This is a genomic window from Streptomyces sp. McG3 (assembly GCF_018619185.1).
Taxonomy (GTDB): domain Bacteria; phylum Actinomycetota; class Actinomycetes; order Streptomycetales; family Streptomycetaceae; genus Streptomyces.
In genome coordinates this window covers 1-26,635 of the sequence record NZ_JAAXYC010000090.1, presented here as the reverse complement: position 1 = coordinate 26,635, position 26,635 = coordinate 1, and the positions used below count along the sequence as shown (strand labels likewise).

The 26,635-nt window shown below is 71.8% G+C and carries 28 protein-coding genes and 1 pseudogene; 20 read left to right on the top strand and 9 right to left on the bottom strand.

Going from position 1 to position 26,635, the window contains the following annotated elements; translation table 11 throughout:
- The 9 genes and pseudogenes from HET64_RS17060 to HET64_RS17020 all read left to right on the top strand — a co-directional run.
- Window positions 1-214 (top strand): annotated as a pseudogene (locus HET64_RS17060) (ATP-binding protein); the annotation flags it as partial.
- Window positions 211-615, top strand: a complete 405-nt coding sequence (locus HET64_RS17055) for a roadblock/LC7 domain-containing protein (RefSeq protein ID WP_007452160.1) — start codon at window positions 211-213, stop codon at window positions 613-615. The pseudogene HET64_RS17060 and the gene HET64_RS17055, both read left to right, overlap by 4 nt.
- Complete coding sequence (locus tag HET64_RS17050) at window positions 612-986, top strand: DUF742 domain-containing protein (RefSeq protein ID WP_050358393.1); 375 nt, start codon at window positions 612-614, stop codon at window positions 984-986. The genes HET64_RS17055 and HET64_RS17050 overlap by 4 nt, the downstream gene beginning before the upstream one ends.
- Window positions 961-1,551: an ATP/GTP-binding protein gene (locus tag HET64_RS17045; RefSeq protein ID WP_018960846.1), complete on the top strand. Its 591-nt coding sequence runs from the start codon at window positions 961-963 to the stop codon at window positions 1,549-1,551. Before HET64_RS17050 ends, HET64_RS17045 begins: the two co-directional genes overlap by 26 nt.
- A 65-nt stretch (window positions 1,552-1,616) precedes the next feature.
- A complete protein-coding gene (locus HET64_RS17040) occupies window positions 1,617-3,026 on the top strand; it encodes a cytochrome P450 (RefSeq protein ID WP_215106453.1) in 1,410 nt (469 codons plus the stop codon).
- A 270-nt stretch (window positions 3,027-3,296) separates the two neighbouring features.
- A complete protein-coding gene (locus HET64_RS17035; RefSeq protein ID WP_215106454.1) occupies window positions 3,297-4,424 on the top strand; it encodes a cytochrome P450 in 1,128 nt (375 codons plus the stop codon).
- Window positions 4,421-5,248: an enoyl-CoA hydratase/isomerase family protein gene (locus HET64_RS17030; RefSeq protein WP_215106451.1), complete on the top strand. Its 828-nt coding sequence runs from the start codon at window positions 4,421-4,423 to the stop codon at window positions 5,246-5,248. Before HET64_RS17035 ends, HET64_RS17030 begins: the two co-directional genes overlap by 4 nt.
- A 24-nt stretch (window positions 5,249-5,272) precedes the next feature.
- Window positions 5,273-6,247 carry a TerC family protein gene (locus tag HET64_RS17025; RefSeq protein ID WP_215106449.1) on the top strand — a complete coding sequence of 325 codons (975 nt, stop codon included), beginning with the start codon at window positions 5,273-5,275 and terminating at the stop codon, window positions 6,245-6,247.
- A gap of 81 nt (window positions 6,248-6,328) precedes the next feature.
- Window positions 6,329-6,529 carry a hypothetical protein gene (locus HET64_RS17020; protein WP_215106447.1) on the top strand — a complete coding sequence of 67 codons (201 nt, stop codon included), beginning with the start codon at window positions 6,329-6,331 and terminating at the stop codon, window positions 6,527-6,529.
- Window positions 6,530-6,586: 57 nt separating this feature from the next.
- On the opposite strand, the gene HET64_RS17015 is transcribed toward HET64_RS17020, so the two are convergent.
- Window positions 6,587-7,180 (bottom strand): GNAT family N-acetyltransferase, encoded by a 594-nt coding sequence (locus HET64_RS17015; RefSeq protein ID WP_215106445.1) that lies wholly within the window; start codon window positions 7,178-7,180, stop codon window positions 6,587-6,589.
- 170 nt (window positions 7,181-7,350) lie between these two features.
- Here HET64_RS17015 and HET64_RS17010 point away from each other — a divergent pair, with 170 nt between their 5' ends.
- From HET64_RS17010 to HET64_RS16990, 5 genes are all read left to right on the top strand, one after another.
- On the top strand, window positions 7,351-8,151 hold the full coding sequence (locus tag HET64_RS17010) for a VOC family protein (RefSeq protein ID WP_215106443.1): 801 nt from the start codon (window positions 7,351-7,353) through the stop codon (window positions 8,149-8,151).
- Between the two features lie 174 nt (window positions 8,152-8,325).
- Window positions 8,326-8,721: a molybdopterin-binding protein gene (locus tag HET64_RS17005; protein WP_215106441.1), complete on the top strand. Its 396-nt coding sequence runs from the start codon at window positions 8,326-8,328 to the stop codon at window positions 8,719-8,721.
- 38 nt (window positions 8,722-8,759) lie between these two features.
- Complete coding sequence (gene modA, locus HET64_RS17000; protein ID WP_215106439.1) at window positions 8,760-9,590, top strand: molybdate ABC transporter substrate-binding protein; 831 nt, start codon at window positions 8,760-8,762, stop codon at window positions 9,588-9,590.
- Between the two features lie 123 nt (window positions 9,591-9,713).
- On the top strand, window positions 9,714-11,672 hold the full coding sequence (locus HET64_RS16995) for an ABC transporter permease (protein WP_215106437.1): 1,959 nt from the start codon (window positions 9,714-9,716) through the stop codon (window positions 11,670-11,672).
- A 108-nt stretch (window positions 11,673-11,780) separates the two neighbouring features.
- Window positions 11,781-12,146 (top strand): PH domain-containing protein, encoded by a 366-nt coding sequence (locus tag HET64_RS16990; protein WP_007447979.1) that lies wholly within the window; start codon window positions 11,781-11,783, stop codon window positions 12,144-12,146.
- A gap of 28 nt (window positions 12,147-12,174) precedes the next feature.
- Here HET64_RS16990 and HET64_RS16985 read toward each other — a convergent pair whose 3' ends face one another.
- The gene (locus tag HET64_RS16985) at window positions 12,175-12,945 is read right to left on the bottom strand and encodes a peptidoglycan recognition protein (RefSeq protein WP_215106435.1); all 771 of its coding nucleotides are present in this window, start codon (window positions 12,943-12,945) and stop codon (window positions 12,175-12,177) included.
- Window positions 12,946-13,115: 170 nt separating this feature from the next.
- Between HET64_RS16985 and HET64_RS16980 the strand changes: the two genes are divergently transcribed.
- Window positions 13,116-14,618, top strand: coding sequence for an APC family permease (locus HET64_RS16980; RefSeq protein ID WP_215106433.1), 1,503 nt, complete (start codon window positions 13,116-13,118; stop codon window positions 14,616-14,618).
- 1 nt (window position 14,619) lies between these two features.
- Window positions 14,620-15,048: a universal stress protein gene (locus HET64_RS16975; protein ID WP_215106431.1), complete on the top strand. Its 429-nt coding sequence runs from the start codon at window positions 14,620-14,622 to the stop codon at window positions 15,046-15,048.
- 25 nt (window positions 15,049-15,073) lie between these two features.
- On the opposite strand, the gene HET64_RS16970 is transcribed toward HET64_RS16975, so the two are convergent.
- Together HET64_RS16970 and HET64_RS16965 are read right to left on the bottom strand one after the other, a co-directional pair.
- Window positions 15,074-16,300 (bottom strand): cation:proton antiporter, encoded by a 1,227-nt coding sequence (locus HET64_RS16970; RefSeq protein WP_215106429.1) that lies wholly within the window; start codon window positions 16,298-16,300, stop codon window positions 15,074-15,076.
- Between the two features lie 71 nt (window positions 16,301-16,371).
- The gene (locus HET64_RS16965) at window positions 16,372-17,892 is read right to left on the bottom strand and encodes an alpha/beta hydrolase (RefSeq protein ID WP_215106428.1); all 1,521 of its coding nucleotides are present in this window, start codon (window positions 17,890-17,892) and stop codon (window positions 16,372-16,374) included.
- A gap of 218 nt (window positions 17,893-18,110) precedes the next feature.
- Between HET64_RS16965 and HET64_RS16960 the strand changes: the two genes are divergently transcribed.
- The gene (locus HET64_RS16960) at window positions 18,111-20,378 is read left to right on the top strand and encodes an MMPL family transporter (RefSeq protein WP_215106426.1); all 2,268 of its coding nucleotides are present in this window, start codon (window positions 18,111-18,113) and stop codon (window positions 20,376-20,378) included.
- A gap of 50 nt (window positions 20,379-20,428) precedes the next feature.
- Window positions 20,429-21,514, top strand: a complete 1,086-nt coding sequence (locus HET64_RS16955) for an acyltransferase family protein (RefSeq protein ID WP_215106424.1) — start codon at window positions 20,429-20,431, stop codon at window positions 21,512-21,514.
- A gap of 31 nt (window positions 21,515-21,545) precedes the next feature.
- On the opposite strand, the gene HET64_RS16950 is transcribed toward HET64_RS16955, so the two are convergent.
- The 5 genes from HET64_RS16950 to HET64_RS16930 form a co-directional block, all read right to left on the bottom strand.
- Window positions 21,546-21,758 carry a hypothetical protein gene (locus HET64_RS16950; protein WP_215106422.1) on the bottom strand — a complete coding sequence of 71 codons (213 nt, stop codon included), beginning with the start codon at window positions 21,756-21,758 and terminating at the stop codon, window positions 21,546-21,548.
- A 51-nt stretch (window positions 21,759-21,809) separates the two neighbouring features.
- A complete protein-coding gene (locus HET64_RS16945; protein ID WP_215106419.1) occupies window positions 21,810-22,172 on the bottom strand; it encodes an SCO5918 family protein in 363 nt (120 codons plus the stop codon).
- A 149-nt stretch (window positions 22,173-22,321) separates the two neighbouring features.
- Window positions 22,322-23,902 (bottom strand): DEAD/DEAH box helicase, encoded by a 1,581-nt coding sequence (locus HET64_RS16940; RefSeq protein WP_215106418.1) that lies wholly within the window; start codon window positions 23,900-23,902, stop codon window positions 22,322-22,324.
- 245 nt (window positions 23,903-24,147) lie between these two features.
- Entirely contained in the window at window positions 24,148-24,351 is a 204-nt protein-coding gene (locus HET64_RS16935) for a cold-shock protein (RefSeq protein WP_015609674.1), read from the bottom strand.
- Between the two features lie 341 nt (window positions 24,352-24,692).
- Window positions 24,693-25,040 (bottom strand): MerR family transcriptional regulator, encoded by a 348-nt coding sequence (locus HET64_RS16930; protein ID WP_215106416.1) that lies wholly within the window; start codon window positions 25,038-25,040, stop codon window positions 24,693-24,695.
- A gap of 393 nt (window positions 25,041-25,433) precedes the next feature.
- Here HET64_RS16930 and HET64_RS16925 point away from each other — a divergent pair, with 393 nt between their 5' ends.
- Both HET64_RS16925 and HET64_RS16920 read left to right on the top strand, forming a co-directional pair.
- Window positions 25,434-26,009: a hypothetical protein gene (locus HET64_RS16925; protein ID WP_215106414.1), complete on the top strand. Its 576-nt coding sequence runs from the start codon at window positions 25,434-25,436 to the stop codon at window positions 26,007-26,009.
- A gap of 10 nt (window positions 26,010-26,019) precedes the next feature.
- Window positions 26,020-26,607 carry a toxin gene (locus tag HET64_RS16920; RefSeq protein ID WP_215106412.1) on the top strand — a complete coding sequence of 196 codons (588 nt, stop codon included), beginning with the start codon at window positions 26,020-26,022 and terminating at the stop codon, window positions 26,605-26,607.
- Window positions 26,608-26,635 lie beyond the last annotated feature (28 nt).

Here is a 26,635-nt window from a genome sequence, read left to right as displayed (position 1 = left end):
GCCCGACACCGCCACCCAGCCGCTGGCCCAGATCACCACCACCGCCGGGGGGCTGCCGAAGCGTCGTCGTAAGAGCCCGGTCTCCGCGGTGCCATCGGCGGAACCGGAGCCCGTGCGCAGCAACGAGGAGACCGCCTCCCGACTGGGCGCGTTCCAGCGCGGCACCCGGTCCGGACGCGACACGACGACGACGGAAGGACCCGAGTTCCAGTGAACCCCGATCTGTCCTGGGTACTCAACGACCTGCTCCAGGTACCCGGCGCCCGGCACGCGATCCTGGTGTCCGCCGACGGCCTGCTGCTCGCCAACTCCAGCGAGATCGGCCGGGACGACGCGGAGACCGTCGCCGCGGCGATGAGCTCCATGCAGTCCCTCAGCCGGGCCGTCGCCCCGTTCATCGGAACCCGTGAGCCGGGCCGCTGGCGGCAGACACTCCTGGAGTACGAGGACGGCTGGATCTTCCTGATCGCCGCCGGCACCGGCGCCTACCTGGCCGCCACCGCCGCCGCCGACGTGGACATGGAGGCGATGTCCTTCCGGATGCAGCAGCAGGTCACCGCACTCGGGAAGGCGATGACCACGCCGCCCCGCCAGAACGCGAGCAGCGAGATATGACGGCGCCGGGCGAGGAGCAGCAGGTCAGCAGCGGGTTCGTCCGGTCCTACGTCATCACCGGCGGACGGGGGCTGCCCGACGCGGAGGACCTCTCCCTGGTCACCCTGGTCACCCTCGCTCCCGACCGGCAGCCGCCGCCGAACCCGAGCCCCGAGGTCAAGGCGATCTGGGAGCTGTGCTCCGGCGGCTATCTGTCGGTGGCCGAGGTCGCCGGCCACCTCGGCCTGCCGGTCGGGGTGGCCCGTCTCCTGCTCCAGGATTTAAACCAGCAGGGACACCTGCTGCGCCGGAAGGCGCCGCCGCCTGCCCAGCTCGTTGACAGGAAGATCCTCGAAGAGGTGTTGCATGGACTCCAAGTCCGGTTCGGCTGAGAGCATCTATGTGCCGGACGCGGTGCAGCGCGCGGCGAAGATCCTCGTCGTCGGGCACTTCGCCGTGGGCAAGACGACGCTGATCGGCACACTGTCCGAGATCACCCCGCTCCGCACCGAGGAGCGGATGACCCAGGCCGCGGCCCAGGTCGACGATCTGCGCGGGGCCCCCGACAAGAAGACGACGACGGTCGCCCTGGACTTCGGGCGCCTGACGCTCAGCGACGAGCTGGTGCTGTACCTGTTCGGTACGCCGGGCCAGCAGCGGTTCGTGGAGCTGTGGGAGGACATGGCGCGCGGCTCGCTGGGCGCGCTGCTCCTGGTCGACCCGGCGCGGCTCGCCGACACGTTCCCCGTCATCGACCTGGTCGAGACGTACGGGCTGGAGTACGCGGTCGCCGTCAACAGTTTCGACCCGTACTCGCAGCACGCCGAGAACGAACTGCGCGAGGCGCTCGACCTGCTGCCGGACACCCCGGTCGTCTTCTGCGACGCCCGGGACCAGAACTCCTCCGCGCAGGCCCTCATCACCCTGGTCCGCCACCTTCTCGCGCACGCGGCCTGACGCACCCCCAGACGTATCCCGAGCCGGGGCCGACCGGGCCCCGCGATCACACCGAGGAAGCCGACATGGACCCGCAGCCGGGAGCCACCCCGTACAGCGCGCCCGCCGGGTGCCCCATGCACCAGCAGCAGACGTCTCTGTACGGACCGGAGTTCGCCGCCGATCCGCACCGCTTCTACGACGCGTCCCGGGCGCACGGCCCCGCCGCGCCCATCGAGCTGGCCCCCGGAGTGGAGGCCACGCTGATCGTGCAGCACGAGGCGGCGCTGCGGGTGCTCCAGAACCCGGCGCTGTTCGCCCGGGACTCGCGGCGCTGGGCCGCGCTGCGCGAGGGCGCCGTCCCCATGGACAGCCCCGTCCTGCCGATGATGATCTACCGGCCCAACTGCCTGTTCACCGACGGCGCGGAGCACCTGCGGCTGCGCAAGGCGGTCACCGAGTCGCTGTCGCGGCTGAACAGCAGTCGGCTGAGCCGGGACGTCGAGCGGATCGCCGACTACCTGATCGACCAGTTCATCGAGCGCGGCACCGCCGACCTGCTCAACGAGTACGCCAAGCTCCTGCCGCTGCTGCTGTTCAACCAGCTCTTCGGCTGCCCCGGCGACATCGGCGACCGGCTGACCCGCTCGATGTCCGCCATCTTCGACGGCGAGGACGTGCTCCGCGCCAACGCCGAGCTGACCGAGTGCCTGATGGAGCTGGTCGCGATCAAGCGCCGCCAGCCCGGCGAGGACATCACCTCCTGGCTGATCCAGCACCCGGCGGGACTGCGGGACGAGGAGTTGAAGGACCAGCTGGTGATGCTGATGGGCGCGGGCGTGGAGCCGGAGCGCAATCTGATCGGCAACGCGCTGCTGCTGATGCTCGCGGGCGACCAGCCGGGCACGCCCGAGCGGCGCGGTGCGGGGCTGCTCGTCGAGGACGCGCTGGACGACGTCCTGTGGAACAACCCGCCGATCGCCAACTACGCGACGCACTACCCGGTGCGGGACATCGAGCTGGACGGGATCGTACTGAAGGCGGAGACCCCCGTACTGATCAGCTTCGCCGCCGCGAACAGTGACCCGGGGCTCACCGACGCCCGCCAGACCCTGAGCAAGGGCGCCCACCTGGCCTGGGGCGCGGGCCCGCACGTGTGCCCGGCCAAGTCGCCCGCGACGCTGATCGCGCTGACCGCGATCGAGAAGATCCTCAACACCGTCCCGGACCTCGCGCTGGCCGTACCCGCCTCGGGTGTGGCCTGGCGGCCCGGCCCGTTCCACCGGGCGCTGGTCGCGCTGCCCGTACGGTTCACCCCGACCGCCGCGCGGCGTGCGGGGACCGGGGCGCAGCCCCCGGCCGCGACCTCGGCCCAGCTGCCCGACCCGTTCCGGAACACCCCCTCCGCCCCTTCCGTGACACCCCGTCACGCCCAGGAGCCGGCGAAGAAGCAGAAGGGCTGGTGGAGTTCATTCCTCGACGTCTTCCGCGTATGACCCACGGGCCGACAATTCGCATATGACAACGGGCATTTAGTGACGATTGCATGTGACGGGGGCAACAAAGAAGGATGCTTGGCGTCGATATCCGGAGGGGTAGGTTCAGTGCGGTAACCACGGGCCTAGGTCGAGGAACTCTGCGTGAGCATCACTGGCGGTACAACCAGGACGCCCGACGGACGGCGCGCGGTCATCGGTCTGCTCCGCAGACTCAATTCCCCGGAAGGACAGGCCGAGCCCTACGGAATACTCGCGGAGCTCCGGGCGATGGGTGACGTCGTCCGCGCTCCGTGGAACGGGTATTTCGTCACCGGCTTCGACGCCTGCAGCCAGGTGCTCCGGGGCCGCAACTGGCTCGCCCCGGATCTCGCCTGGCAGCAGCGGCAGGACGACTCCAAGCAGTGGGACGCGATGGCGACCCGGGAGATGACCACCACCCTCGCCCGGCTCAACGCCCCCGAGCACACCTGCCAGCGCCGCTCCCTGGGCAACCTCTTCGACCGTTCCACCATCGAACGCCTCACCCCCGACGTCGAGCGCGACGCCGACCGGCTCCTCGACGAGCTGGCGGAGAAGCTCCGCTGGGGCGAGGCCGACTTCGTCTCCACCGTCAGCGAGCAGCTGCCGGTCATGACCGTCGGCGCCTGGCTGGGGATACCGCCCGAGGACTACCCGGACATCCTGGAGATCACCCACAACCAGGTGTTCGCCCAGGAACTGCTCCCCACCAAGTCGCAGCTCGCCGTCTCCGCGGAGGCGACCCTGCGGCTGCGGGCCTACTTCACCGGTCTGGTCGCCCGCCGCCGGGCGGAGCCCCGCCACGACGTGCTGACCGGCTGGATCCACACCTGGGACGCGATGGAGCCGGACCGGGAGCGGGCGGACGAGATCCTCTACCGGCTCACCATGTTCGTCACCATCGCCTCGCTGGAGACCACCGCGACGCTGCTCTCCTCGATGACGTCCCTGCTGACCGAGCCCGGCCGGTGGGCGTGGCTGCGGAAGTACCCGGAGCACATCGACGCGGCCGTCGACGAGGTCCTGCGTCACGACCCGCCCATCCACATCAACACCCGGATCGCCGCCGAGGACACCGTCCTGGCCGGGGTCCCGATCAAGAAGGACAGCATGATCCACGTCCTGTACGGCGCGGCCAACCACGATCCGCGGCGGAACCCGGATCCGGGCGCCTTCGACATCCTGCGCGGCGGCAGCCACCTCACCTTCGGCGGCGGGGTGCACTACTGCCTGGGCGCGGCGCTGGCCAAGCTGGAGGCGCGGACGCTGCTGGCGCGGATGCTGGATCGTTTCCCCACCCTGCACACCGTCTCACCGCCGGTGTACGCCCCCCGGATGGTCTTCAGACGGATCACCTCTCTGGGCGTGGCCCTGTGAAGCTCTCGCTCCCCGAATTCCTCACCCCGGCCGGCCGCTCCGAGGACCGCTCGCCGACGGTACGCACCCGGCGCGAGGGGCCCGTCCTGTACGTGGAGCTGCACGCGCCCACGAGCGGCAACGCGGTGACCGGGGCGATGCTCGACGAGCTGCTGGACATCGTCGCCGACCCGGACCCCGAGGTGCGGGTGCTGGTGCTCAGCGGCGCGGGGGACGACTTCTGCCTGGGCGGGGACCGCACCGAGTTCGCCGAGTGGCTGGAGGAGGACCCCGCCGGCCGGGGCATCCGGGTCGCCGGGGAGAAGGCCCGCCGGGTCTGCGAGGCGATCTCCGGCGGGCGGGCGGTGACCATCGCCCGGGTGCAGGGCAAGGCGGTCGGCGCGGGGTTCGCGCTGGCCCTCGCCTGCGATCTGCGGGTCGGCGCGGACACCGCCGCCTTCCGGCTGCCGGAGCTGGCGCTCGGGCTGCCGACCGCCTGGGGCGGGCTGCTGCCCCGGCTGATCCACGAGGTGGGCGCGGCCCGGGTCCGCGAGCTGATCCTCACCGGCCGGGCCTTCGACGCCGCCGAGGCATATGAGCTGTCGGTGCTCCAGCGGGTGGTGCCCGAGGCGGAGCTGGACGCGGCGGTCGCCGCCTGGGCGAAGCCGGTGGTCCGCCGTCCGGAGGCCGCGCTGCGGGTCACCAAGGCGCTGCTGAACTCCTACGCCGCCGCCACCCGGCTGGCCGACCCCTCGTTCCTCGACGCGGAGCTGATGGCCTCGGTCGCGGCGGCCACCCGGCGCTCTCCGGCGGGCGGCAACGGAGCGGGCGGGTCACACTCGTAAAAACCCGAGTGGGAGGAACCCGGCGTGGACGTACCGGTGTGGCTGTGGATCGTGTTCGCCGTGACCGTCGTCGTCTCGCTGGCGGTCGACCTTCTGGCGCACCGCAAGGCGCATGTCATCGGCTTCAAGGAGGCCGGGCTGTGGAGCGCCCTCTGGGTGAGCCTCGCGCTGATCTTCGGCGCGGTCGTCTTCCTGACGCTCGGAAGCACCGCCGGAACGGAGTACACGACCGCCTGGCTGCTGGAGAAGAGCCTCTCGGTCGACAACCTCTTCGTCTTCGCGCTGATCTTCGCGTATTTCAAGGTGCCCCGGGAGTATCAGCACCGGGTGCTCTTCTTCGGCGTCATCGGCGCACTCGTGTTCCGCGCGGTGTTCCTGACGCTCGGCGTCGCGGTGGTCAACCGCTTCACCTTCGTCCTGTTCCTCTTCGCCGCGATCCTTTTCTACAGCAGCTATAAGATCCTCAGCGGCCAGGAGGAGAATTTCGACCCCGGAAAAAGCTTCGCGGTGCGGCTGCTACGGAAAGTGATGCCGGTCCAGGACCACTATTCCGGGACGCACTTCGTCGTCCGCGAGGAGGGGCGGCGGGTCGCCACTCCGCTGCTCGCGGTGGTCGCCGCGATCGAGGCGGCCGACCTGATCTTCGCGGTCGACAGCGTGCCCGCGGTGCTGGCGGTCAGCGACGACCTCTTCATCGTCTACACCAGCAACGCCTTCGCGATCCTGGGGCTGCGGGCCCTGTACTTCCTGCTGGCGGGGCTGCTCGACCGGTTCCACTACCTGAGCCACGGGCTGGCGATCATCCTCGCCTTCATCGCGGTCAAGCTCATCCTCCAGGCCTCCCACAAGATGATCAGCACCTCGATCCCGGAGATTCCGTCGCCGGTGAGTCTCGCGGTGATCATCGTCATTCTGGCGGTTTCGGTGACCCTGAGCATGCGGCGTCCACCGAAAAGCCCGGGCGGCGTATCGGCGTCCGACGCCGATACGGACAAGTAGGGTCACAGAAGGCAACGCCATTCCCCGGCAACGCAAAGGGAAAGACTTTCCAAAATCTCCCGCCCCGCCTATCGTGAGTAAATGGCAAGCAAAGAGCGTGACACCCGACAGCGGGCCGCTTTCATGTGCCCGACCTGCAAGCACCCCGTCCACTCCGAGATCCACCGCCACAAGACCCTCGGGATCTTCGTCCCCGTCTGGCGCGCGGGTCCCTGCGAGAACCCCGACTGCGCGGAGTACGCCGCGGAGGAGCGGCCCGTCCGGCACCGGGCCCGGGGGTGACACGGAAGGGCCCGAGCGGACCGGGAGAGCCCGTTGGGCTCCCCTCCCCCGCCCCTCTCAGCCCGCGGCCGGCCGCGCGGTGAGACGCGCCTTCGCCGCGGGCCACTCGTCGGCCAGAAGTGAGAAGTAGACGCTGTCCCGCCAGCTCCCGTCCGGCCGCCGCCGGTGCCTCCGGAGCACGCCCTCGCGCCGCGCCCCGAGCCGGGCGATGGCCGCCTGCGAGCGCTCGTTGAGGTGGTCGGTCTTCAGCTGGACGCGCCCCATGCCCAACTCCTCGAAGGCGTGCGTCAGCAGCAGGAGCTTCGTCTCGGAGTTCACCGCCGAGCGCCAGTGGGCCCGGCCGTACCAGGTCCAGCCGATCTCCAGGCGCTCGTCCGCCACCACGACGTCCATGTACGTGGTCCAGCCGACGGCCCGCCCGCTCGGCCGGTGGACGACGGCGAACGGCACGTACTGCGCGTTGCCGAGCACCTCCTCCATGCGCTCGCGCAGTTCCTCGCGGGTCCGTGGCGCCGGGCCGCCCTGCCAGCGCCACACCTCCTCGTCCCCGCCGCCCGCCGCGAAGAGGTCGTCGAGGTGGCCGAAGGTCAGCGGGACCAGTTCGACGTGCTGCCCGGTCAGCGTCACGGGCCGAGGAGGAAGTGCGGACATGGGCCGATCCTAACCCATGGCCATCTTCGCACTAGCGCACACGGTATACGCACTAGTGCGTAATCTCCCCAGCGCGCGGACCGGCCCCCGGCTGACTAGCGTTGCCGTTGCGGGCAGGGGGCCCGTACGGGTGGGGCCGAGGACAGGGACTCCAGGGAAGGACCGGCATCATGGCTGTACAACCCGAGGGCACTCCGTGCTGGGCGGACGCCATGTTCGCCGACGTCGAGGGCGCCCAGAGCTTCTACGGTGACGTACTCGGCTGGACGTTCGGCGAGAGCGTGTCGGAGTTCGGCAACTACACGCAGGCGTACGCGGACGGGAAGGCCGCCGCCGCGGTCGTCCCGCCGATGCCGGGCGCGGAGGGCCAGTCGGCGTGGTGCCTGTACCTCGCGTCGCCGGACGCGGCGGCCACCGCGGAGAAGGTCCGCGCGAACGGCGGCGAGGTGCTGATGGAGCCGATGCGGGTCGGCGAGTTCGGCACGATGGCCCTGGCCCGCGACCCCGGTGGAGCCGTCTTCGGCATCTGGCAGGCCGGCAGCCACGAGGGGTTCGGGACGGAGATGGGCGCTCCCGGCGGGTACTGCTGGGGCGAGGTCTTCACCCGGGACCCGAAGAAGGTGGACACGTTCTACCCGGCGGTCTTCCCCTACACCGTGCGGAGGTTCGACGACGAGACGATGGACTTCTCCATGTTCGACGTCCGGGGGGAGACGGTCCTGGGCCGGATGACGATGGGCGACGACTTCCCGCCGGAGGTGCCCTCGTACCTGAACGTGTACTTCGCCGTGCCCGACTGCGACGCCGCCGTGGCGAAGGCGACCGAGCTAGACGGGGTACTGCGGTACGGGCCGGTGGACAGCCCGTTCGGCCGGTTCGCCGCGCTCAGCGACCCACAGGGCGCCTGGTTCACCGTGATCGACGTGACCACCACCAAGGGCGAGATGCCGGCGACGAGTCCGGCGACCTGACCCGGGGCCGTCACACCGTACGGGCCGCGACCGGCGAACCGGCGCGGCCCGTACGCACACCCGGCGGGAGCCGGTGCGCGCACCCCGTACGTTCCTCCGAGACCTCTCGCAACTGCGATGGATCATCGTCCAGAGAATGGTAAATGCCAGCCCAAATGGCCTAGCGTGTCGCACATGCAGTCCTACACAATCGGTCAGGCAGCACGACTTCTCGGGGTCAGCCCCGACACCGCACGCCGCTGGGCCGACGCCGGCCGGGTCGCGACCCATCGCGACGAGGCCGGCCGCCGTCTGATCGACGGCCGCGCGCTGGCCGCCTTCTCGATCGAGGTCGGCCAGGGCCCGGACGGCGAGGACGAGGCCGCGTACACCTCCGCCCGCAACGCGTTCCCGGGCATCGTCACCGCGGTGAAACTCGGCGACGTCGCGGCCCAGGTCGAGATCCAGGCCGGTCCGCACCGGCTCGTCTCGCTCCTGACCCGGGAGGCGGTGGAGGAGCTGGGACTGGAGGTCGGCATGCGGGCGACCGCCCGGGTGAAGTCGACCAGCGTGCACATCGACCGCGTCTGAGACCGGCCGACGACGAGAATCCAAGGAGCCCGACCCTCATGTCCCCGCTGATCAACCACCGCCGTGTGATCAACCCCCGCCGTGCGGCGGCCGCCGTCCTGACCACCGCCCTCCTGATCCCGCTCGCCGCCTGCGGCGACGACTCCGGCTCCGCCAAGGACAAGGGCGAGGGCAGCGGCCCGGCGGCCGCGACGGGCGCCCCGCAGGCCGACCTGACCGTGCTGGCCGCCTCCTCCCTGACGGACGTCTTCAAGGCGGCGGGGGCCGCGTACGAGAAGGAGAACCCCGGCACGAAGGTGACGTTCTCCTTCGCCGGCTCCCAGGAACTGGCCGCCCAGGTCAAGCAGGGCGCCCCCGCCGACGCCCTGGTCACCGCCGACACCAAGACGATGGACGGCCTCTCCGGCGACACCGGGAAGCCGACCGTCATCGCCAAAAACCGCCTCGTCATCGCCACCGGCGAGGGCAACCCGGAGAAGGTCGGGGGCCTGAAGGACCTCGCCGACCCGAAGCTGAAGGTCGTCCTGGCCGCCCCCGAGGTGCCGGTGGGCCGCTACAGCGCGCAGATCCTCGACGCGCAGAAGATCGAGGTGAAGCCGGTCTCCCAGGAGCCCAACGTCCGCGCGGTCCTGTCCAAGGTCTCGCTGGGCGAGGCCGACGCCGGGCTCGTCTACAAGACCGACGCCGCGACCGCCACCGACAAGGTCGACGCGATCGACATCCCGGACGGGCAGAACGCCATCGCCTCCTACCCGGCCGCCACGCTGAAGACGTCGAAGCACGGCGAGGCCGCCGAAGCGTTCGTCGCCTGGCTCTCCACGCCCGCCGCGCAGAAGATCCTCCAGGGCGCGGGCTTCCAGCAGCCGTAACCGCACCCCGCCGGCACCGGTGAACCGCACCACGCCCCGGCAGACCCGTACCGCCCGGCAGACCGTCCCGTCCGACGGGCCTGCCGGGCACCGCACCGCACTCCGAGCCCGACGAGGTTCCCGATGAGACGTCCCGGCCGCCGCACCGCAGGGGCCCGCGCACCCCTGCTGCTGACGGTGCCCGCCCTGCTGGCCGTGGCGTTCCTGATGCTGCCGCTCGCCGGGATCCTCGTCCGCACGTCCTGGGGCGAACTCGGTGACCACCTCACCGCCGACGCCACCACCGAGGCGCTGCGGCTCTCCCTGGTGGTCTCCCTGTGGGCGCTCGGGCTCTCCCTGCTGCTCGGGGTGCCGCTGGCCTGGCTGCTGGCCCGGGTGCCGTTCCCCGGCAAGGCGTTCGTCCGCTCGCTGGTGCTGCTGCCGATGGTCCTGCCGCCCACGGTCGGCGGCGTCGCCCTCCTCCTGGCGTTCGGGCGGCGCGGGCTGCTCGGCCCCTGGCTGGAGGACACCTTCGGCGTCACGCTCCCCTTCCACACCTCGGGGGCCGTGCTGGCGGCGACGTTCGTCGCGATGCCGTTCCTGGTCATCTCGCTGGAGGGCGCGCTCGGCGGGCTGCGCCCCCGGTACGAGGAGACCGCGGCCTCGCTGGGGGCCTCGCCGGTCCGGGTGTTCCTCACCGTGACGCTGCCGATGGTCGCCCCCGGGCTGATCGCCGGAGCCGCCCTCACCTGGGCGCGGGCGCTCGGCGAGTTCGGCGCGACCATCACCTTCGCCGGGAACCTCCCCGGCACCACGCAGACCCTGCCGCTCCAGGTCTATCTGCTGCTCCAGGACTCGCCGGAGGCCGCCACCTCGGTGTCCCTGCTGCTCCTGGCCATCGCGATGATCGTCCTGATCGCGCTCCGGGGCCGCTGGACCGGCACCCCGGGCGACCACCGGGACCCCGCGAGCCGGGCGGCAGCGGCCGTCGCGGGGGAACCGGCTGCCACCTTCCCGGACCCGCTTCCGGAGCCCGCCCCCGGCCCGCCGGCGAAGGCCGCGCCGGAGCTCTGGCCGCTGCACGCCGACGTCACCGGCTTCACGCACCTCACGCTGGACGCCCCGGGTGGCACCACCATCGCGGTGGTCGGCCCCAACGGCGCGGGCAAGACGACGCTCCTGCGGGCCCTCCTCGGCCTCACGCCCCGCGCGCACGCCGCCCTGCGCCTCGGCGACGGCGACGTCACGGGACTCCCCCCGCACCGCCGGGGCGTCGCCTGGGTGCCCCAGGACGGCGCGCTCTTCCCGCACCTGAGCGCCCTCGCCAACACGGCGTACGGGCTCCGTGCCCACGGCGTTCCCCGCGCCGCGGCCCGGCGCGAGGCCCAGGGCTGGCTGGACCGCCTCGGGGTGGGCCACCTCGCCCACCGGAAGCCCGCCCAGCTCTCCGGCGGCCAGGCCCAGCGGGTCGCCCTGGCCCGCGCGCTGGCGGCCCGCCCCCGCCTCCTGCTGCTGGACGAACCGCTCGCCGCCCTCGACCAGACCACCCGGGCCCGGGTGCGGCACACCCTGCGCGGGCACCTCGCGGACTTCGGCGGGGTCTGCCTGATCGTCACCCACGACCCGGTCGAGGCGGTCTCGCTGGCCGACCGGGTCCTGGTGCTGGAGGACGGCCGGGTCCTCCAGGACGAGCCGCCCGCCGAGGTCACCCGGCACCCGCGCTCGCCGTGGGTGGCCCGGATGCTGGGCCGCAACGCCTGGCCCGGCACCGCCACCGCCGACGGCCTCGCGCTGGAGGGCGGAGGCCACCTCGTGGTCGCCGAACCCCTCCCGGCGGGCACGGAGGCGCTGGCGGTCATCGCCCCGGAAGCCGTCTCCGTACACCGGGAGAGGCCCACCGGCTCCCCCCGCAACGTCTGGCCCGGCACCGTCCGCGAGATCACCTCGGGCGGCAGCCGGCTGCGGCTGCTGATCACCTCCGCCGAGGCACCGGACCTGGTCGCGGAGATCACCCCGGGGGCCGCCGCCGACCTGGGCATCGCCGACGGGAGCACCGTCTGGACCAGCGTGAAGGCCACCGAGGCGACGGTCGTCCCGCTGTAGTGGGGAGGTGGCCGGGAGGTGTCGGCCGGTCCGGTCCGGGAACCAGAACCCCACCGCACACGTACTCCCGTAGGACACGACGGAGAAAAACGGAGAAACGGGGACCTCATGGCACTGTTCGGCAACGCCCACACGATCAACCCGGCCACCGCCCAGCAGGACTACGCGCGGCTGCTCGGGCAGGGCGAGCAGGTGCACGCCGCGTTCCTGCTGATCCGCGACACGATCCTGTTCACGGACCGGCGGCTGATCCTCGTCGACAAGCAGGGCATCACCGGCAAGAAGACGGAGTACCACTCCGTCCCGTACCGCAGCATCACGCACTTCTCCGTGGAGACGGCCGGCACGTTCGACCTCGACGCGGAGCTGAAGATCTGGATCTCGGGCAGCGCGACCCCGCTCCAGAAGACGTTCACCAAGGGCGTCGACATCTACGAGGTGCAGGCCATACTCACCCAGTTCGTCGCCCGGTAGCCGAGCCGTCCGGGCTCGGACGTACGGCTCAGACGTACGGGCGCAGCCGGGCCGCCGCCGAGTGCCCGGGGGCGGCGGCGCGCAGCTTCGCGGCGCGCTCCCGCAGCTCGGGCAGCAGCCCGTAGAGCGCGTCGCCCGGGCAGCGGGTCTCGAAGCTGTCGCGGTGCCCGGAGATGACCTGCAGCCGGGCCACCTGGCCCTCGTCGAAGCGGCTCTCGTCGTTCGTCGAGACCAGGTCGACCATGCCCAGCGGATCCGCCCCGGGCCGCAGTTTCCAGGCGGCCAGCTTCACCAGCGCGTCCATCATCGGCTTCGGGACCTCGGCCCCAGCGCCGAAGTTCCCGATCGCCGCGATGCCGACCGTGTCGGTGTTGAACCCCTTGGTGTGCGCGCCGAGCACCGAGCGGCCGACGCCGCCTGCGCGGCCCTCGTAGATGGTGCCGCAGCGGTCGACGAGGAAGTTGTAGCCGATGTCGTCCCAGCCGTCCTGCCGGATGTGGTCGCTCTGGACGGCCCGGATCAGGTCGGGGGCGTCCGCGCAGTCGTAGTCGTTGGGGTTGCCGGTGTGGTGGACGAACACCGCCCGCGCCGCGCCGGTGTAGTGCGGCCCCTCCCGGACCAGCTCCTCGTCCGCGTGCCACTCCCGGCGGCTGACGACGGCCGGCTGCGGCAGTCCGCGCGGCGGACGGGGTCCGGAGGCCAGCTCCGCCCCTGGCGCGTGGAACGCCGGGCCGTCCCCGAACACCAGGAGGGCCAGGGGCAGGAGCAGAGCGCCCAGGACGAGTCGGCGGGACCACATGCACTCCACCCTGCGGTCTGACCTCCGGCTTCGCAGAGGAGCGGGCCGTTCGGGTGACAGGTCACCGGTGGGAGCGTTTCGTCCGGAATGCGGGTATCGCCGGGTCTCCCTACGATGAGATCCGGATCATCGCCCGCTCCCGGCGGGGGTGCCCGGCGGAGCGAGGAACCATGGCCCACGACCGTGTGCGGGACGAACCGGCGGTCGGCCTCAAGCCGAACGCGATCGGGTTCGTCGACGCCCTTGTCATCGGTCTCAACGCGACCTCTCCGGCGTACTCGCTGGCCGCCGTGATCGGCCCGATCGTCGCCCTGGTGGGGCTCTACGCCCCGGGCGTCATGTTCGCCTCGTTCGTGCCGATGCTGCTGATCGCCTCGGCGTTCTACTACCTGAACAAGGTCGACCAGGACTGCGGCACGACGTTCTCCTGGGTGACCCGGGCGATGGGCCCCTGGGCGGGGTGGCTGGGCGGCTGGGCGATCACCATGACCGGCGTCCTGGTGGTGGGCTCGCTGGCCGACGTGGCGGTGAGCTTCACGCTGCTGGCGGTGGGCCTGGACGGCTGGGTCGAGAACGACTTCGTACGCCAACTGCTCACCGTCCTCCTGATCATCGTGATGACCGGGCTCTGCGTCATCGGCACGGAGCTGTCGGCGAAGGTGCAGAACGTGCTGATCCTCCTCCAGATCGCGTTCCTGCTGGTCTTCGTCGTGGTGGCGCTCTACCGGGTCTACGCGGGCACGACCGGCTTCGACTCGATCGAACCCTCCCTCGGCTGGCTGAACCCGTTCGGCGCGGGCGGGGCGGCGCTGACCGGCGGGCTGCTGCTCGGGGTGTTCATCTACTGGGGCTGGGAGTCCGCGGTCAACCTCACCGAGGAGACCGAGAACTCGGCGAGCGCCCCGGGCAGGGCGGGCCTCTGGTCCACCGTCGTCCTCCTCGTGACCTATCTGTCGGTCGCCGTCGCGGTCGTCGCCTTCGCCGGCACGGCGTTCCTGGCGGAGAACGCGGGCGAGGAGGAGTTCGTCTTCGCCCAGCTCGCCGGGGACGTCCTGGGCGGCTGGGACTGGATCCTGCTGCTGGCGGTGGCGACCTCCGCGATCGCCTCGACCCAGACCACGATCATCCCGGCGTCCCGGACCGCCCTGTCCATGGCCCGCCGCCAGGCGCTGCCACGGCACTTCGGGCACATCAGCCCCCGGTTCCGCACCCCGGACGTCAGTACGTGGTGGGTCGCCGGGATCGCCATCGCCTGGTACGTCGTGGTCAACCAGATCTCCACCAACGCGCTCTTCGACTCGCTCACCGCGCTGTCGCTGCTGATCGCCTTCTACTACGCGCTCACCGGGGTGGCCTGCGCCGTCTACTACCGGCGCCACCTCACCGAGAGCGTGCGCAACTTCCTGCTCATCGGCCTCGGCCCGGTGGTCGGCGCCGGGCTGCTGGCCTGGCTGCTGGTGCGCTCGGTCATCGACATGTCCGACCCGGCCAACTCCTACAGCGGCACCTCCTGGTTCGGTCTCGGCCCGCCGCTCGTCATCGGCATCGTGATCTCCCTGGTCGGCGTGGTCCTGATGGTGGTGTGGCGGCTGCGGGACGCGGTGTTCTGGCAGGAGCGGCCGGGGGTCGCGGACCCGGACCTGGTGCACGCCCCCGCCCGGAAGGAACGCTGAGATGTCGGTCGTCCTCGGTTACGACGAGTCCCCCGGCGCGGCCCGTGCCCTGCGCATCGCCATCGAGGTGGCGGCGGCGTACGGGGAGGAGCTGGTGCTCGTCTACGGGGCCGCCGCCCCCGGGCTGCGCGACGGGGCGGAGTACCGCAGCCACTACGAAGCGATCCGGCAGGCCGGCCGCACCGGCCTGGAGCACGCGCTCACCGCCGCCGAGGAGGCAGGCGTACCCGCGAGTGTGGAGGTGCTGGACGAGAGCCCCGCGCAGGCCCTTCTGGAGGCCGCCGGACGCCACGGGGCCCGGGTCATCGTGGTCGGCACCTGGGGCGAGAGCCCGATGCGCGGAGCCCTGCTCGGCTCCACCCCGCACAAACTGCTGCACATGTCCCCGGTCCCGGTCCTGTGCGTACCGACGGAGGACGGCACGCTCTAGTACGGGCCCCAGGAGGCGCGGGACCTCACCACGCCTCACCGGTCTCCGCCGCGCGGTCCGGGACGGCCTTGCCCCCGTCGCCCTCCTCCCGGCGCAGCAGCCGGAACGCCAGCAGCGGGAACACCAGCACCGACACCATCGCCGCGGCGACCAGGGCGGCGGCCTCGCCCGCCCCGATCACCTTCTCGTCCAGGCCGATCGCGGTGATCGCGACCACCAGCGGCAGACAGGTGGACGCGAACAGCCCGAGCGCGGACCGCGAGGCACGCCCCGTCAGGTCGCGCGGGGCCAGCAGATACGCCGGAACCCCGCGCACCAGCAGGAACAGCAGCAGGAAGACCGGCAGGAGCAGCAGCGGGCGCCCGCCGTCCAGGAGCGCCGCGAGGTCGAAGTCGATGCCCGTGACGACGTAGAAGAACGGCACGAGGAAGCCGAACCCGATCGCCTCGATCCGCTCCAGGATCTCCCCGCTGCGTTCGGGCACCGCCCCCTGGAGGACGAGCCGGGTCAGCATCCCGGCGGCGAACGCGCCGAGCAGGGTGTCCAGGCCGAAGACGTGGGCGAGGCCCAGCATCCCGGCGAGCAGCAGCATCACGAAGCGGACCGCGAACTGGCCGCTGGAGTGCAGGGTCACGGCGATGAGCCGGGCGAACCACGGCGGCCGGGGCCGCATCGCCCAGAACACCGCGCCCACCGTGACGACCGCGAACACGGCCAGCACCGCGCTCGCCGCCCCCGGGCTCCGGCCGCTGAACAGCAGGGCCATCGCGATGATCGGACCGAACTCCCCGACCGACCCGAACGCCATCACCACCGACCCGAACCGCCCCTCCAGCCGCCCCGAGTCCCGCAGGATCGGCAGGACGGCGCCCAGCGCCGTGCTGGTGAGCGCGGTGCCGATGACCAGGCTCTTCGCCAGGTCCGCCCCGCTGAGCAGCAGCGCGACGCCGAGCCCGGCGGCGAACGAGAGGACCCACGCCCCGCCGGCCCGGCGCAGCGTGTCACCGCGGACCTCGGCGAACCGGATCTCGTAACCCGCCAGGAAGATCAGCATCGAGAGCCCGAGGTCGGACAGGGTGTCGATGACCTGGTCGTGGTGGGCCCAGCCGAGCACATCGGGCCCGGCCAGGATCCCGAGGACGATCTCGAAGATGACGACGGGGACCGGCAGCCACCGCCCGGTCGCGTAACCGAGCAGCGGGGCGAGAACCGCCAGGGCCATGATCAGGACGAGGGTTCCCGGGTGCTCCATCGCTCGTGTATAGCAAGGAACATCCCGGAATCAGACGCTATGACACCCTCTGCACCCTCGGGGGCACCGGGTCAGTTCGGGCAGTGGGTGTCCCGGGCGGGCCGCTTCCCGGTCACCAGGAAGTCGCTGACCACCCGGTCGCCGCAGGCGTTGCCGTTGCCCAGGTACATCCCGTGCCCGCCCTGTCCGACGGTGACCATCCTGGCCCGCTCGCCGAGTGCCACCCGCATCTTCAGGGCCCCGGCCAGCGGGGTGGCCGGGTCGCGCAGGCTCTGGATCATCAGGACGTTCGAAGGGCCCTCGTCGGTGATCCGGGTGGGCCGCGGCTCCTCGTCGTACTTCCAGAAGGCGCACGGGGTGATGTTCACCGGCATCCCGCCCGTCAGCGGATACCGCGCCCGGTCGGCGGCGACCCGGCCGGCGTACCCGGAGGCCGGCCCGGGCCAGCGCACGTCGTTGCAGACCACCGCCATCGTCAGCCCCGCGTCCTCGTCCGGCAGCGCGCCCGCGAGCTCCCGGGGCAGCGCCGGACGGACCTCCGGGTCCTGCGCCGACCGGATCAGCCGGGCCAGCGGGGCGAACGCGGAGTCGCTGTACAGGGCGAGCTGGAGCGCCTGCCGCAGCCGGATCCCGGTCAGCGGGACGCCGGGCACGTCCGACTCCTTCGGCACCCGGTCCAGCTCCCGGGCCAGCGCGAGGAACAGCGGCTCCACACCCTCGGCGTGCCGGGCCAGCCGGAGCCCTTCGGCGTCCCGGGCGGGGTCCGCCGCCCACGCCGCGAAGTCGGGGAAGCGGTCCGCGGCGCCCGGCGCCATGTTGGCCAGCCAGCCGTACGCCACCCGCGCCGGGTCCCGGTCGCCGGTGCTGTCCAGGACCAGCCGGTCGACGCGGCGCGGGTGCTCCTGCGCGTACACGGCGCCGACGTAACTCCCGTACGAGGAGCCCCAGACGGACACCTTCCGCTCGCCCAGGGCGGCACGCAGCCGGTCGATGTCGCGGACCTCGTTCCCCGAGGTGAAGGACCGCAGGACCGGGCCGCCGTCGCGGGCGCAGGACGCGGCGGTGCGGCGGGCGCGTTCGACGTTCTCCGTGATCGAGCCGTCCGCCGCGGGCCAGGAGCGCAGCGTCACCAGGTGCCGGTCCGCCTCCGGGATCCCGCAGCCCGCCCGGGTGGACCGGCCGACCCCGCGCGGATCCAGACTGATCAGGTCGTACGCGCCCTCGGTCGCCGCCCGCAACGCCTCGCCCTTCTGCGCGAGGCGCTGGACCCCCGAGGAGCCGGGGCCGCCGGGGACCACCACCAGCGCCCCGCGCCGGGCCTCGGGCCGGTCGGTGCGCAGTCGGGTGACCGCCACGTCGACGGTGCGCCCGCCGGGAACGCGGTAGTCCAGGGGAACGCGGAGCGTCGCGCACTGCTGCCCGTCGGGGACGGGCGTCCCCGGGATCGGTGCGCAGGGCCCCCAGACGAGCGGGGGTGTGGCGGGGCCCGCCGGGCGGCTGTGCGCCACGGGCGCGCCGACAGCGGTCAGCGTGCCGGCCGCGGCGGCGGCGGAGACGGTGAGGAGCAGGGCCTTTCGGGTCCAAGTAGTCATGGACACAGCCTTGTTGAGCCGGGGCACGGTGCCCATCCGGGAGCCCGGTGGGCCGAGGTGGGGGTTGCCCCAGGAGCGCCCCCCGGACAGCCCCCGGCCGCAGCCGTCACCCGTTCCCCCGCACCGGCGTGCCGGGCGACGGCGGAAGCCGTTGAATGCGAAGTCCGAAGCGTCTCGGCCGAGGCTCCGCGCCGGAACGGGCAGGAAGCAGGCACCGCATGCCCTCGTCACAGGCCCCCACCGACGGGGAGAACCCCGCACGCCGCCGGGGAGCGCTGCGCCGCACGGGCGAGTGGTGCGCCCGGCACTTCGTGACCGTCCTCGTCCTGTGGGTGGCCGCGCTCGCCGGGCTCCAGGTCCTCCAGCACGCGTACGGCGGCGACTACTCCGACGACTTCTCCCTGCCCGGCACCCAGTCCCAGGAGGGCCTCGACGTCCTGAAGGCGCACGCCCCCTCGGCCGGCGGCTACAGCGCGCAGGTGGTGCTGCACGACGCGGACAAGCCGCTCACCTCGCTCTCCGACCAGGTCGCCACCGCCGTCACCGACCTCCAGAAGCTCCCGGACGTGCTGTCCGCGCAGAACCCGCTGCCGCCGTCCGGCTCCACCCCGCCCCCGCCGCCCGACCCGAACACGGGGCCGCTCTCCACGGACGGGAAGACGGCCTACATCACCGTCCGCTTCAGCGCCCAGCCCTCCACCTTCGACCCGTCCTACCTGGACGGGGTCGACCGGGCGGTGCAGCCGCTGCGGTCGGCCGGGGCGACGGTGGAGTACGGCGGGTCGCTCGGTGAGCTGGCCCGGCCCGAACCGAGCGACCGCACCAGCGAGGCGATCGGCTTCGGGGTGGCGATCGTGGTCCTGTTGATCGGCTTCGGCAGCCTGCTGGCCGCCGTGCTGCCGCTGGTCACCGCCCTGGTCTGCGCCCTGTGCGGGCTCGCGCTGCTGGGGCTGCTGGCCGCCGCCGCGACCTTCGCGACCGTCTCCCCGACGCTCGCCACGATGATCGGCATCGGCGTCGGCATCGACTACGCCCTCTTCCTGGTCACCCGGCACCGGCAGAACCTGGTCGACGGCCAGGACCCGGTGACCGCCGCCGGGAACGCCGCCGCCACCAGCGGGCACGCGGTGCTGCTCTCCGGCTGCACGGTGATCATCGCGCTGTCGGGCCTGTGGGTCTCCGGCATCGGCTTCATCGGCAAGCTCGGCCTGGCCGCGGCGGTCACCGTCGTCACCGCGGTGCTCGGCGCCCTCACCCTCGTACCGGCGGTCCTCGGCCTCATCGGCCGCGGCGTCGACCGGGTGCGGGTACGGAAACCGGTGGCCGAGACCGTGCCGGCGACGGACGGCGCGGAGCCCGGCGGCTGGCACCGGTACGCGCAGCGGGTGGAGCGGCGGCCCTGGTGGTTCCTGGCCGGCGGGGTGGTGGTGCTGGCCGTCCTGTCCTTCCCCCTGCTCTTCATCCAGCTCGGCCACATCGGCGACGGCGCCGACCCGAAGTCGTTCACCGACCGGCGCGCCTTCGATCTGATGTCGAGCGCCTTCGGCCCCGGCTCCAACGGCCCGCTGACCCTGGTCATCGACCAGAGCAAGGTGGACTCCTCCGACCGCTCCGCCCTGGCCGACCAGGCGCAGAAGGCGCTGACGAACGTCCCGGACGCCGAGGTGATCACCCCGCTCACCGCCACCTCGGACGGCGACGTGCTGACCGCCACCGCCTATTCGGTGGCCGCCCCGCAGGACGGGCGGACCACCTCCCTGACGAACCGGCTCACCGACGCCGTCCTGCCGCAGGCCGTCTCCGGCTACGACGCGAGCACCTACGTCACCGGCACGACGGCCGCCCAGGTCGACTTCCTGGACATCGTCTCCAGCAGGCTGCCGTTGATCATCGCGGTCGTCGTGGGCCTGGCGTTCCTGGTCATCCTGGCCGTCTTCCGGGGCCTGCTCGTCGCGGTGAAGGCCGCCGTGCTCAACGTCCTGTCGATCGCCGCCTCGTACGGGGTCGTGGTGGCCGTCTTCCAGTGGGGCTGGGGCGGCCCGGCCCTGGGGGTGTCGGGCGACGTCCCGATCGAGAGCTACGTCCCGATGATGATGTTCGCGATCGTCTTCGGGCTGAGCATGGACTACGAGATCTTCCTGCTCTCCCGCATCCACGAGGCGTGGGTGCGCACCGGGGATCCGCGCGCGAGCGTGGCGCACGCGCTGGAGATCACCGCCCGGGTCATCACCTGTGCGGCTCTGATCATGGTGAGCGTCTTCGCCGCGTTCGTCATCAGCGACAACATCGTCGTGAAGATGCTGGGACTCGGGCTGGCCGCCAGCGTGCTCATCGACGCCACCGTCGTACGGCTGCTGCTGGTCCCCGCCGTGATGACCCTGCTGGGCCGGGCCGCCTGGTGGATCCCGGGCCCCCTGGACCGGATCCTGCCGCACCTGGCCGCCGAAGGCAGCGCGGAGCCGCCCGGGCGGGCCGACGGGAAGTGACGCACACCACAGTGGGTGGAGGGAACGCCTCCGCGTTCTAGGGTGTCAGGATGCCTTCCCCCCTCACCTCCGAGCAGCCGCGCCCCACCGCCGCTGCCGGCGCCCCGGCGACCGGAACGCCACCGCCCGACGGCCGTGACCACTTCTTCGACAACGCGAAGTACCTGGCGATCGTGCTGGTGGCGATCGGACACGCGTGGGAGCCCCTGCCCCCCGGTCGCCTCGTGGAAGCCGCGTACACCTTCGTGTACACGTTCCACATGCCGGTGTTCATCCTGATAGCGGGCTATTTCTCGCGGAACTTCGAACTGCGGCCGGACCGGGTGTGGAAGCTGGTCACCAGCCTGCTGGTGCCCTACGTCCTGCTGGAGATCCTGTACACGCTGTTCCACCGGGCGACCCGCGACCCGGACTTCGCCCTCTCGCTGCTGGAGCCCTACTGGCTGCTGTGGTTCCTGCCCGCCCTGTTCCTCTGGCGGCTGTCCACCCCGCTCTGGCAGACCGTGCGCTTCCCCGTGCTGGTCTCCCTCGCCATCGCCGCCGTGGCGACGGTGTCACCGGCGGCCGACGGAAGCCTCCAGATCCAGCGCATCCTGCAGTTCCTGCCGTTCTACGTTCTCGGCCTGCGGCTGCGCCCGGAGCACTTCACGGCTCTCCGCTCCACCTGGGTGCGGGTCGTCTCGGTGCCGGTGTTCGTGGCCGGGATGCTGCTCGCGTACTGGCTGGTGCCCCGGACCTCGACCTCGTGGTTCTTCCGGAAGAACAGCACCGAGGAGCTCAGCGTCTCCGAGTGGACGGGCCCGACCGCCACGCTCCTGCTGTTCGCGGCCGCGATCGTGCTGGGCGCGTGCTTCCTCGCCTGGGTGCCCAAGGGCCGCAGCTGGATGACCACGCTCGGCACCTGCACGCTGTACGGGTATCTGCTCCACGGCTTCGTCGTCCGGGGCCTGCGGTACGGCGGCTTCTACGACGACCCGTTCTTCGACACCACGATGGGAACGGTCGCCGTCACCCTGGGCGCTGTCGTCATGATCACCCTGCTGTGCACGCCCCCGGTCCGGTGGCTGCTGCGGCCGCTGCTGGAGCCGCGCATGACGTGGGCCCGGCAGAAACCACCGGCCGCCCGCGCGTCCTGAGACGCCGAACGGCCGGGAGCCGGGGGGAGGTTCAGTCCACGATGATGTTGTGGCCGAATACCGCGACGTGCTCCAGCACGTCCTCCAGCGGATCGTCGATCTGGCCCGTCGAGATCAGGGCCACCTGCGGGCCGTTGTGAGCGTCGGTGTGCGTCTCGTCGGCGTGCGCGGCGGTGACGGGCAGCACGGACGCCACCACTGTCACGCCTAACGCGGTCAGCTTCCTCATCATGGCGGCGATCATCGCACGCCCCGCGACGCCCGAAGTCGGCGTCGCGGGGCGGTGAAGCAGGTCTCAGACCCCGTCGGCCCGGGGTGCGGACACCGCTCCGGGAGCCTCGCTCCGCGCCTCCGCCGGAGTCCCCAGGAGTGCGGAGGCCGTCTCCAGGGGGGTACGGGCGGGGGCCGGCGCGGGCACGGCCGACTCGGCGGTACGGCAGGTGAAGCCGAGCTTGGACAGCGCCCGGACCACCTCGGCGGAGCTGAAGTCCCGGCGGTCCTGCCGGGTGATGATCTCACCCACCTGCTTGACGGGGTAGACCCGGCGGCTGATGACCACCGCGTCGCCGGTGACGGGTTCGGGCTTGATGCCCTTCATCGAGTCCTCCACCTCGTTCTTGAACAGATCGAAGGGGAAGCGGGCGATGACACAGCGCATGGTTCCTCAACAGGGGTCGAGTGCACGGGGGACGTGTCGAGTGCACGGAGGGGACGTAAGGGGGCCCGGGCGAGGGGCCCGGTGCACGGACCGGCGGGGGGATCGCCGGGCGTACGGGGCGGCCGGCGGCGGACCGCCGGCCGCACGGATCACGCGGCGCGGTTGTTCCGGCGCTGCGTCGCGGCCGCACGGGCCTCGGGCGTCGGCACGCCGGGACGACGGCCCCGGGCCGGAGCCCCGCTGCCGCCGCGCTTGGTGCCGCGGCCCATGAACGCGCCGCCGCGGCTGCTGCCGCGCTCCTTGGCCGGGGCGGAGATGACGACCGGGACGCCGGAGGGCGCCTGCGCACCGGTGATCCGGCTCAGCTCGGCCTCACCGGAGCGGACCTGGGCGATCTGCGGGGTGATCCCGGCGTCCGCCATCAGCCGGGTCATCTCGCGACGCTGGTTGGGCAGCACCAGCGTGACGACGCTGCCGGACTCCCCGGCGCGGGCGGTACGGCCGCCGCGGTGCAGGTAGTCCTTGTGGTCGCTCGGCGGGTCCACGTTGACGACCAGGTCGAGGTTGTCGACGTGGATGCCGCGCGCCGCGACGTTGGTGGCGACCAGCACGGTGACGTGCCCGGTCTTGAAGCGCTCCAGGGTGCGGGTGCGCTGCGGCTGGGACTTGCCCCCGTGCAGCGCCGCCGCCCGGACCCCGCTGTGCAGCAGGTGGTCGGTGAGCTTGTCCACCGCGTGCTTGGTGTCCAGGAACATGATCACGCGGCCGTCGCGGGCCGCGATCTCCGTCGTGGTGGCGTACTTGTCCGCGCCCTGGACGTACAGGACGTGGTGCTCCATCGTCGTGACGGCGCCGGCGGCCGGGTCGACGGAGTGCACGACCGGGTCCTTCAGGTAGGTCCGCACCAGCAGGTCGACGTTGCGGTCCAGGGTGGCCGAGAAGAGCATCCGCTGCCCGTCCGGGTTTACCTGGTCGAGCAGCTCGGTGACCTGCGGCATGAAGCCCATGTCGGCCATCTGGTCGGCCTCGTCGAGGACGGTGATGGTGACGCGGTCCAGCCGACAGTCGCCGCGCTCGATCAGGTCCTTGAGGCGGCCCGGCGTCGCGACGACGACCTCGGAGCCACCGCGCAGCGCGCTGGCCTGGCGGCCGATGGACATGCCGCCGACCACGGTGGCGATGCGCAGCTTCAGCGACCGGGCGTACGGGGTGAGCGCGTCGGTGACCTGCTGGGCCAGCTCCCGGGTGGGGACGAGGACCAGGGCGAGCGGGCGCTTGGCGTCGGCGCGGCGGCCGGCGGTGCGGGCCAGCAGCGCGAGGCCGAAGGCGAGCGTCTTGCCGGAGCCGGTGCGGCCGCGGCCCAGGACGTCCCGGCCGGCCAGCGAGTTCGGCAGGGTGGCCGCCTGGATCGGGAAGGGCACGGTCATGCCCTCGGCGACCAGCGCCGCCTTCAGCGGTGCGGGCATCTCCAGCTCGCCGAAGGTCTCGGCGGCGGGGAGGGCCGGGGTGACGGTCACCGGCAGGGCGAACTCGCCCTTGACGCCGGAGGCGGAGCGGCGGCCGTAGCCACCGGACCGGCCGGAGCCGCCGGAACCGCCGGAGCGCTTGGGCCCGCCGCCGAAGCCCGCGGCGCGGCGCTCACCGCCGCCACCACCGGAGTAACGGGGGGCACCGCCGGAGCGGGTGCGGGAGAATCGGTCGTTCGAGCGGGGCGTGCGTTCGCGGTTCATCTAGAACCTTTCCTCGATGGGGCACGTATCGAGGGATTCTTTTTCGGGAAGCGACCGTGAACGGCACCCAGAATCGCAAGAACGAGCCGATGAAATGACAAAAGAAAACGAAGCCCGGCCGCCGGGAAACAGTGCACCGGACGCGGCTTCGTCGGGGGGCGCGCAGAGCGGGCCCCGGAAACGACAACGAGCCGGGGCCCGCACCCCAAGGTGCGGGCCCCAGCTGCGCAGTACTGCCTGAGTGATCAGGCGGGGGTGATGTTCTCGGCCTGCGGGCCCTTCTGGCCCTGCGTGACGTCGAAGTTCACCTTCTGGCCCTCCTGCAGCTCGCGGAAGCCGGAGGCGGCGATGTTGGAGTAGTGGGCGAAGACGTCGGCGCCGCCGCCGTCCTGCTCGATGAAGCCGAAGCCCTTTTCCGCGTTGAACCACTTCACGGTGCCAGTAGCCATGTCATATCTCCTTTAGGGGCAGAGCCCGCGGGCCCACACTGTGCGGACCCCACGTCGCCGCGATGATTACCCCGTCCGGAAGAACACCGGAAATACAAAAGTGTGCCCGCCGACATCCGACCGGCAAGAACACTTGAAGTTTTTGGGAACCACAACTGCAACTGAGATCAACACTAGCACGAGGGGACCGGGAGAGGCGGGTGCCTAATATCACCGGCCGTGTCGGAACAGACCGGGAAGAGAAAAGCCTCATCGCGCATTGCGCGAAATTCTGTGCTGACGAATGCAGATATCCCCCCGGGGCCGCGCGGCACCCCGCGCGACCTGCGGCGCGGCGCCCGTCAGCGCTCGGCGGGACCGCCGGAGCGGGCGGACCGGCCGCGCAGCTCCTCGTTGAGGCGCAGCGCCTCCTCCAGCTGGTCCTCCAGGATGACGATGCGGCAGGCGGCCTCGATGGGCGTGCCGGCGTCGACCAGGTCACGGGCGCGGGCGGCGATGCGCAACTGGTAGCGGGAGTAGCGGCGGTGGCCGCCCTCGGACCGCAGCGGGGTGATCAGCCGGGCTTCGCCGATCGCCCGGAGGAACCCCGGCGTCGCACCGATCATCTCCGCGGCTCGCCCCATCGTGTAGGCGGGGTAATCGTCGTCGTCGAGCCGGTCGTTGGCGTGCGAGGGGGTCTCCGGGGGCATCTGCACCTCTTCCGTCACGCGCGACCGGAGGAGCCGGGCGCCGTACGCCTGCGGGGTGCGCTTCTGCTGCGTACACCTGTTTCACGTGACTGCACAAGAAACCCTAATCGCCGGGCAAGGTCATGTCTATCGCGGCCGGAACAGATTTGGGCCACCGGGAAGGACACGGCGGACCCACCCCCATGGATCACTGACCGACCGGTCAGTTGTCGCCGGGAGGACCGTGGGGCCATAATGCACGCGTAGCCCTTCACGCATCCCCCGTCGTGAAGGGCTACACCCCTGTCCGGAGCCCGCTCCGGGCACCGCGGGGCACAGGATCATTCACGGGCAAGGGACTCCCCTCGTGGTCCCCTGCCCGTGTTTTTTCGAGTTAACAGTGACGTAGAGTGTTTGCGCAAGCTCAGTTCCGACTCCGAGGTGATCGTGGAGGCCCGGATGGCCATGGACGACGGCGACGAACGCGGTCCTGGACCCGTCGATCCCCCCGGTCCGGACGAGCTTCCCCGCCTCGGCTCACTGCGGGAAAAAGTCGAGTACATGGTCGAGAAGACCTTCCCCGGCCAGAAGATCTCGGGCCGGGTCTTCGCCGAGCTGGTCCGCGACCGCGGCGGCGCGCTGTCGCACAGCTACTTCTCCAACATCCTGGCCGGCAAGGTCACCCAGCCCTCCGAGGACATCCTCAAGGCCCTCGGCCTGGGGTTCGGCGTCGACTGGCGCTTCTTCAAGGAGGAGTCCGAGGTCGTCGACGACGTCGTCGCCGGGCTCCAGTTCCTGGCCAAGCGGCGCACCGGGGAGATCAGCGGCCTGGCCGGCCGGGGTCTGGACGACGACGGGCTCCCGCCGGAACTGCTGCGGTTCGCCCTGTCCCTGCTGGAGGACGCGGCCCGGGAGAAGGACGGGCCGGAGAGGCAGAGCGGCGGCAACGATTCCGCCGCGAACCACCGCCCGGCGGGTCCGGCAGCGTAGCGTCTTGGTCATGTCCCTGCGGAAACTGCGGAGAGAGTGCGAGGCCGGGCTCGCCGACCTGCCCATCCCGGTTCCCTTCACGCTGGACAAGCTCGTCGCCAACATGGAGGAGACGAGCGGGCGCACGATCCGGCTGCACGAGATGCCGGACCGCCTCGCCCGCGTCAACGCCGCCTGCGGACTGCGCCTGAAGGCGGGCGGCACCAGCCTCGTCCTCTACCGCCGCCGGCCGACCGCCTACCAGACCCAGCACGTGATCCTGCACGAGCTGTGCCACGAGTGGTTCGACCACGGGACGACGCTCGACGCGGAACAGCTCCGCTCGCTCCTCCCGGTCTTCGACACCTCGCTGATCGCCCGGATGATCTCCCCGGCCGCCGCCGATTCCTTCGCCTCCGGCGGCGGCACCGTCCAGGCCCGTGCGCAGTACGCGACCCATGACGAACGCATGGCCGAATTCGGTGCCTCGCTGATCCCCCGGATGGCGCGAAATCTCACCACCGATGACATGGTGGGGCGGCTGGACAACTCCCTGTCCCGCCCGGTGGCCCACCGACGGCGCGGTCTCTTCCCCGGAAGACGGTCCGGCGACGTCTGACACGTGCCACCGGCCCACCCGCCGGCCC

Excerpts from the sequence above, each read along its gene's own strand:
- HET64_RS17050 (WP_050358393.1), top strand. The coding sequence starts at position 612 with ATGACGGCGCCGGGCGAGGAGCAGCAGGTCAGCAGCGGGTTCGTCCGG.
- HET64_RS17045 (WP_018960846.1), top strand. The coding sequence starts at position 961 with ATGGACTCCAAGTCCGGTTCGGCTGAGAGCATCTATGTGCCGGACGCG.
- HET64_RS17040 (WP_215106453.1), top strand. The coding sequence starts at position 1,617 with ATGGACCCGCAGCCGGGAGCCACCCCGTACAGCGCGCCCGCCGGGTGC.
- HET64_RS17035 (WP_215106454.1), top strand. The coding sequence starts at position 3,297 with ATGGGTGACGTCGTCCGCGCTCCGTGGAACGGGTATTTCGTCACCGGC.
- HET64_RS17020 (WP_215106447.1), top strand. The coding sequence starts at position 6,329 with ATGGCAAGCAAAGAGCGTGACACCCGACAGCGGGCCGCTTTCATGTGC.
- HET64_RS17015 (WP_215106445.1), bottom strand. The coding sequence starts at position 7,180 with ATGTCCGCACTTCCTCCTCGGCCCGTGACGCTGACCGGGCAGCACGTC.
- HET64_RS17010 (WP_215106443.1), top strand. The coding sequence starts at position 7,351 with ATGGCTGTACAACCCGAGGGCACTCCGTGCTGGGCGGACGCCATGTTC.
- HET64_RS17005 (WP_215106441.1), top strand. The coding sequence starts at position 8,326 with ATGCAGTCCTACACAATCGGTCAGGCAGCACGACTTCTCGGGGTCAGC.
- modA (WP_215106439.1), top strand. The coding sequence starts at position 8,760 with ATGTCCCCGCTGATCAACCACCGCCGTGTGATCAACCCCCGCCGTGCG.
- HET64_RS16995 (WP_215106437.1), top strand. The coding sequence starts at position 9,714 with ATGAGACGTCCCGGCCGCCGCACCGCAGGGGCCCGCGCACCCCTGCTG.
- HET64_RS16990 (WP_007447979.1), top strand. The coding sequence starts at position 11,781 with ATGGCACTGTTCGGCAACGCCCACACGATCAACCCGGCCACCGCCCAG.
- HET64_RS16985 (WP_215106435.1), bottom strand. The coding sequence starts at position 12,945 with ATGTGGTCCCGCCGACTCGTCCTGGGCGCTCTGCTCCTGCCCCTGGCC.
- HET64_RS16980 (WP_215106433.1), top strand. The coding sequence starts at position 13,116 with ATGGCCCACGACCGTGTGCGGGACGAACCGGCGGTCGGCCTCAAGCCG.
- HET64_RS16975 (WP_215106431.1), top strand. The coding sequence starts at position 14,620 with ATGTCGGTCGTCCTCGGTTACGACGAGTCCCCCGGCGCGGCCCGTGCC.
- HET64_RS16970 (WP_215106429.1), bottom strand. The coding sequence starts at position 16,300 with ATGGAGCACCCGGGAACCCTCGTCCTGATCATGGCCCTGGCGGTTCTC.
- HET64_RS16965 (WP_215106428.1), bottom strand. The coding sequence starts at position 17,892 with ATGACTACTTGGACCCGAAAGGCCCTGCTCCTCACCGTCTCCGCCGCC.
- HET64_RS16960 (WP_215106426.1), top strand. The coding sequence starts at position 18,111 with ATGCCCTCGTCACAGGCCCCCACCGACGGGGAGAACCCCGCACGCCGC.
- HET64_RS16955 (WP_215106424.1), top strand. The coding sequence starts at position 20,429 with ATGCCTTCCCCCCTCACCTCCGAGCAGCCGCGCCCCACCGCCGCTGCC.
- HET64_RS16950 (WP_215106422.1), bottom strand. The coding sequence starts at position 21,758 with ATGATCGCCGCCATGATGAGGAAGCTGACCGCGTTAGGCGTGACAGTG.
- HET64_RS16945 (WP_215106419.1), bottom strand. The coding sequence starts at position 22,172 with ATGCGCTGTGTCATCGCCCGCTTCCCCTTCGATCTGTTCAAGAACGAG.
- HET64_RS16940 (WP_215106418.1), bottom strand. The coding sequence starts at position 23,902 with ATGAACCGCGAACGCACGCCCCGCTCGAACGACCGATTCTCCCGCACC.
- HET64_RS16935 (WP_015609674.1), bottom strand. The coding sequence starts at position 24,351 with ATGGCTACTGGCACCGTGAAGTGGTTCAACGCGGAAAAGGGCTTCGGC.
- HET64_RS16930 (WP_215106416.1), bottom strand. The coding sequence starts at position 25,040 with ATGCCCCCGGAGACCCCCTCGCACGCCAACGACCGGCTCGACGACGAC.
- HET64_RS16920 (WP_215106412.1), top strand. The coding sequence starts at position 26,020 with ATGTCCCTGCGGAAACTGCGGAGAGAGTGCGAGGCCGGGCTCGCCGAC.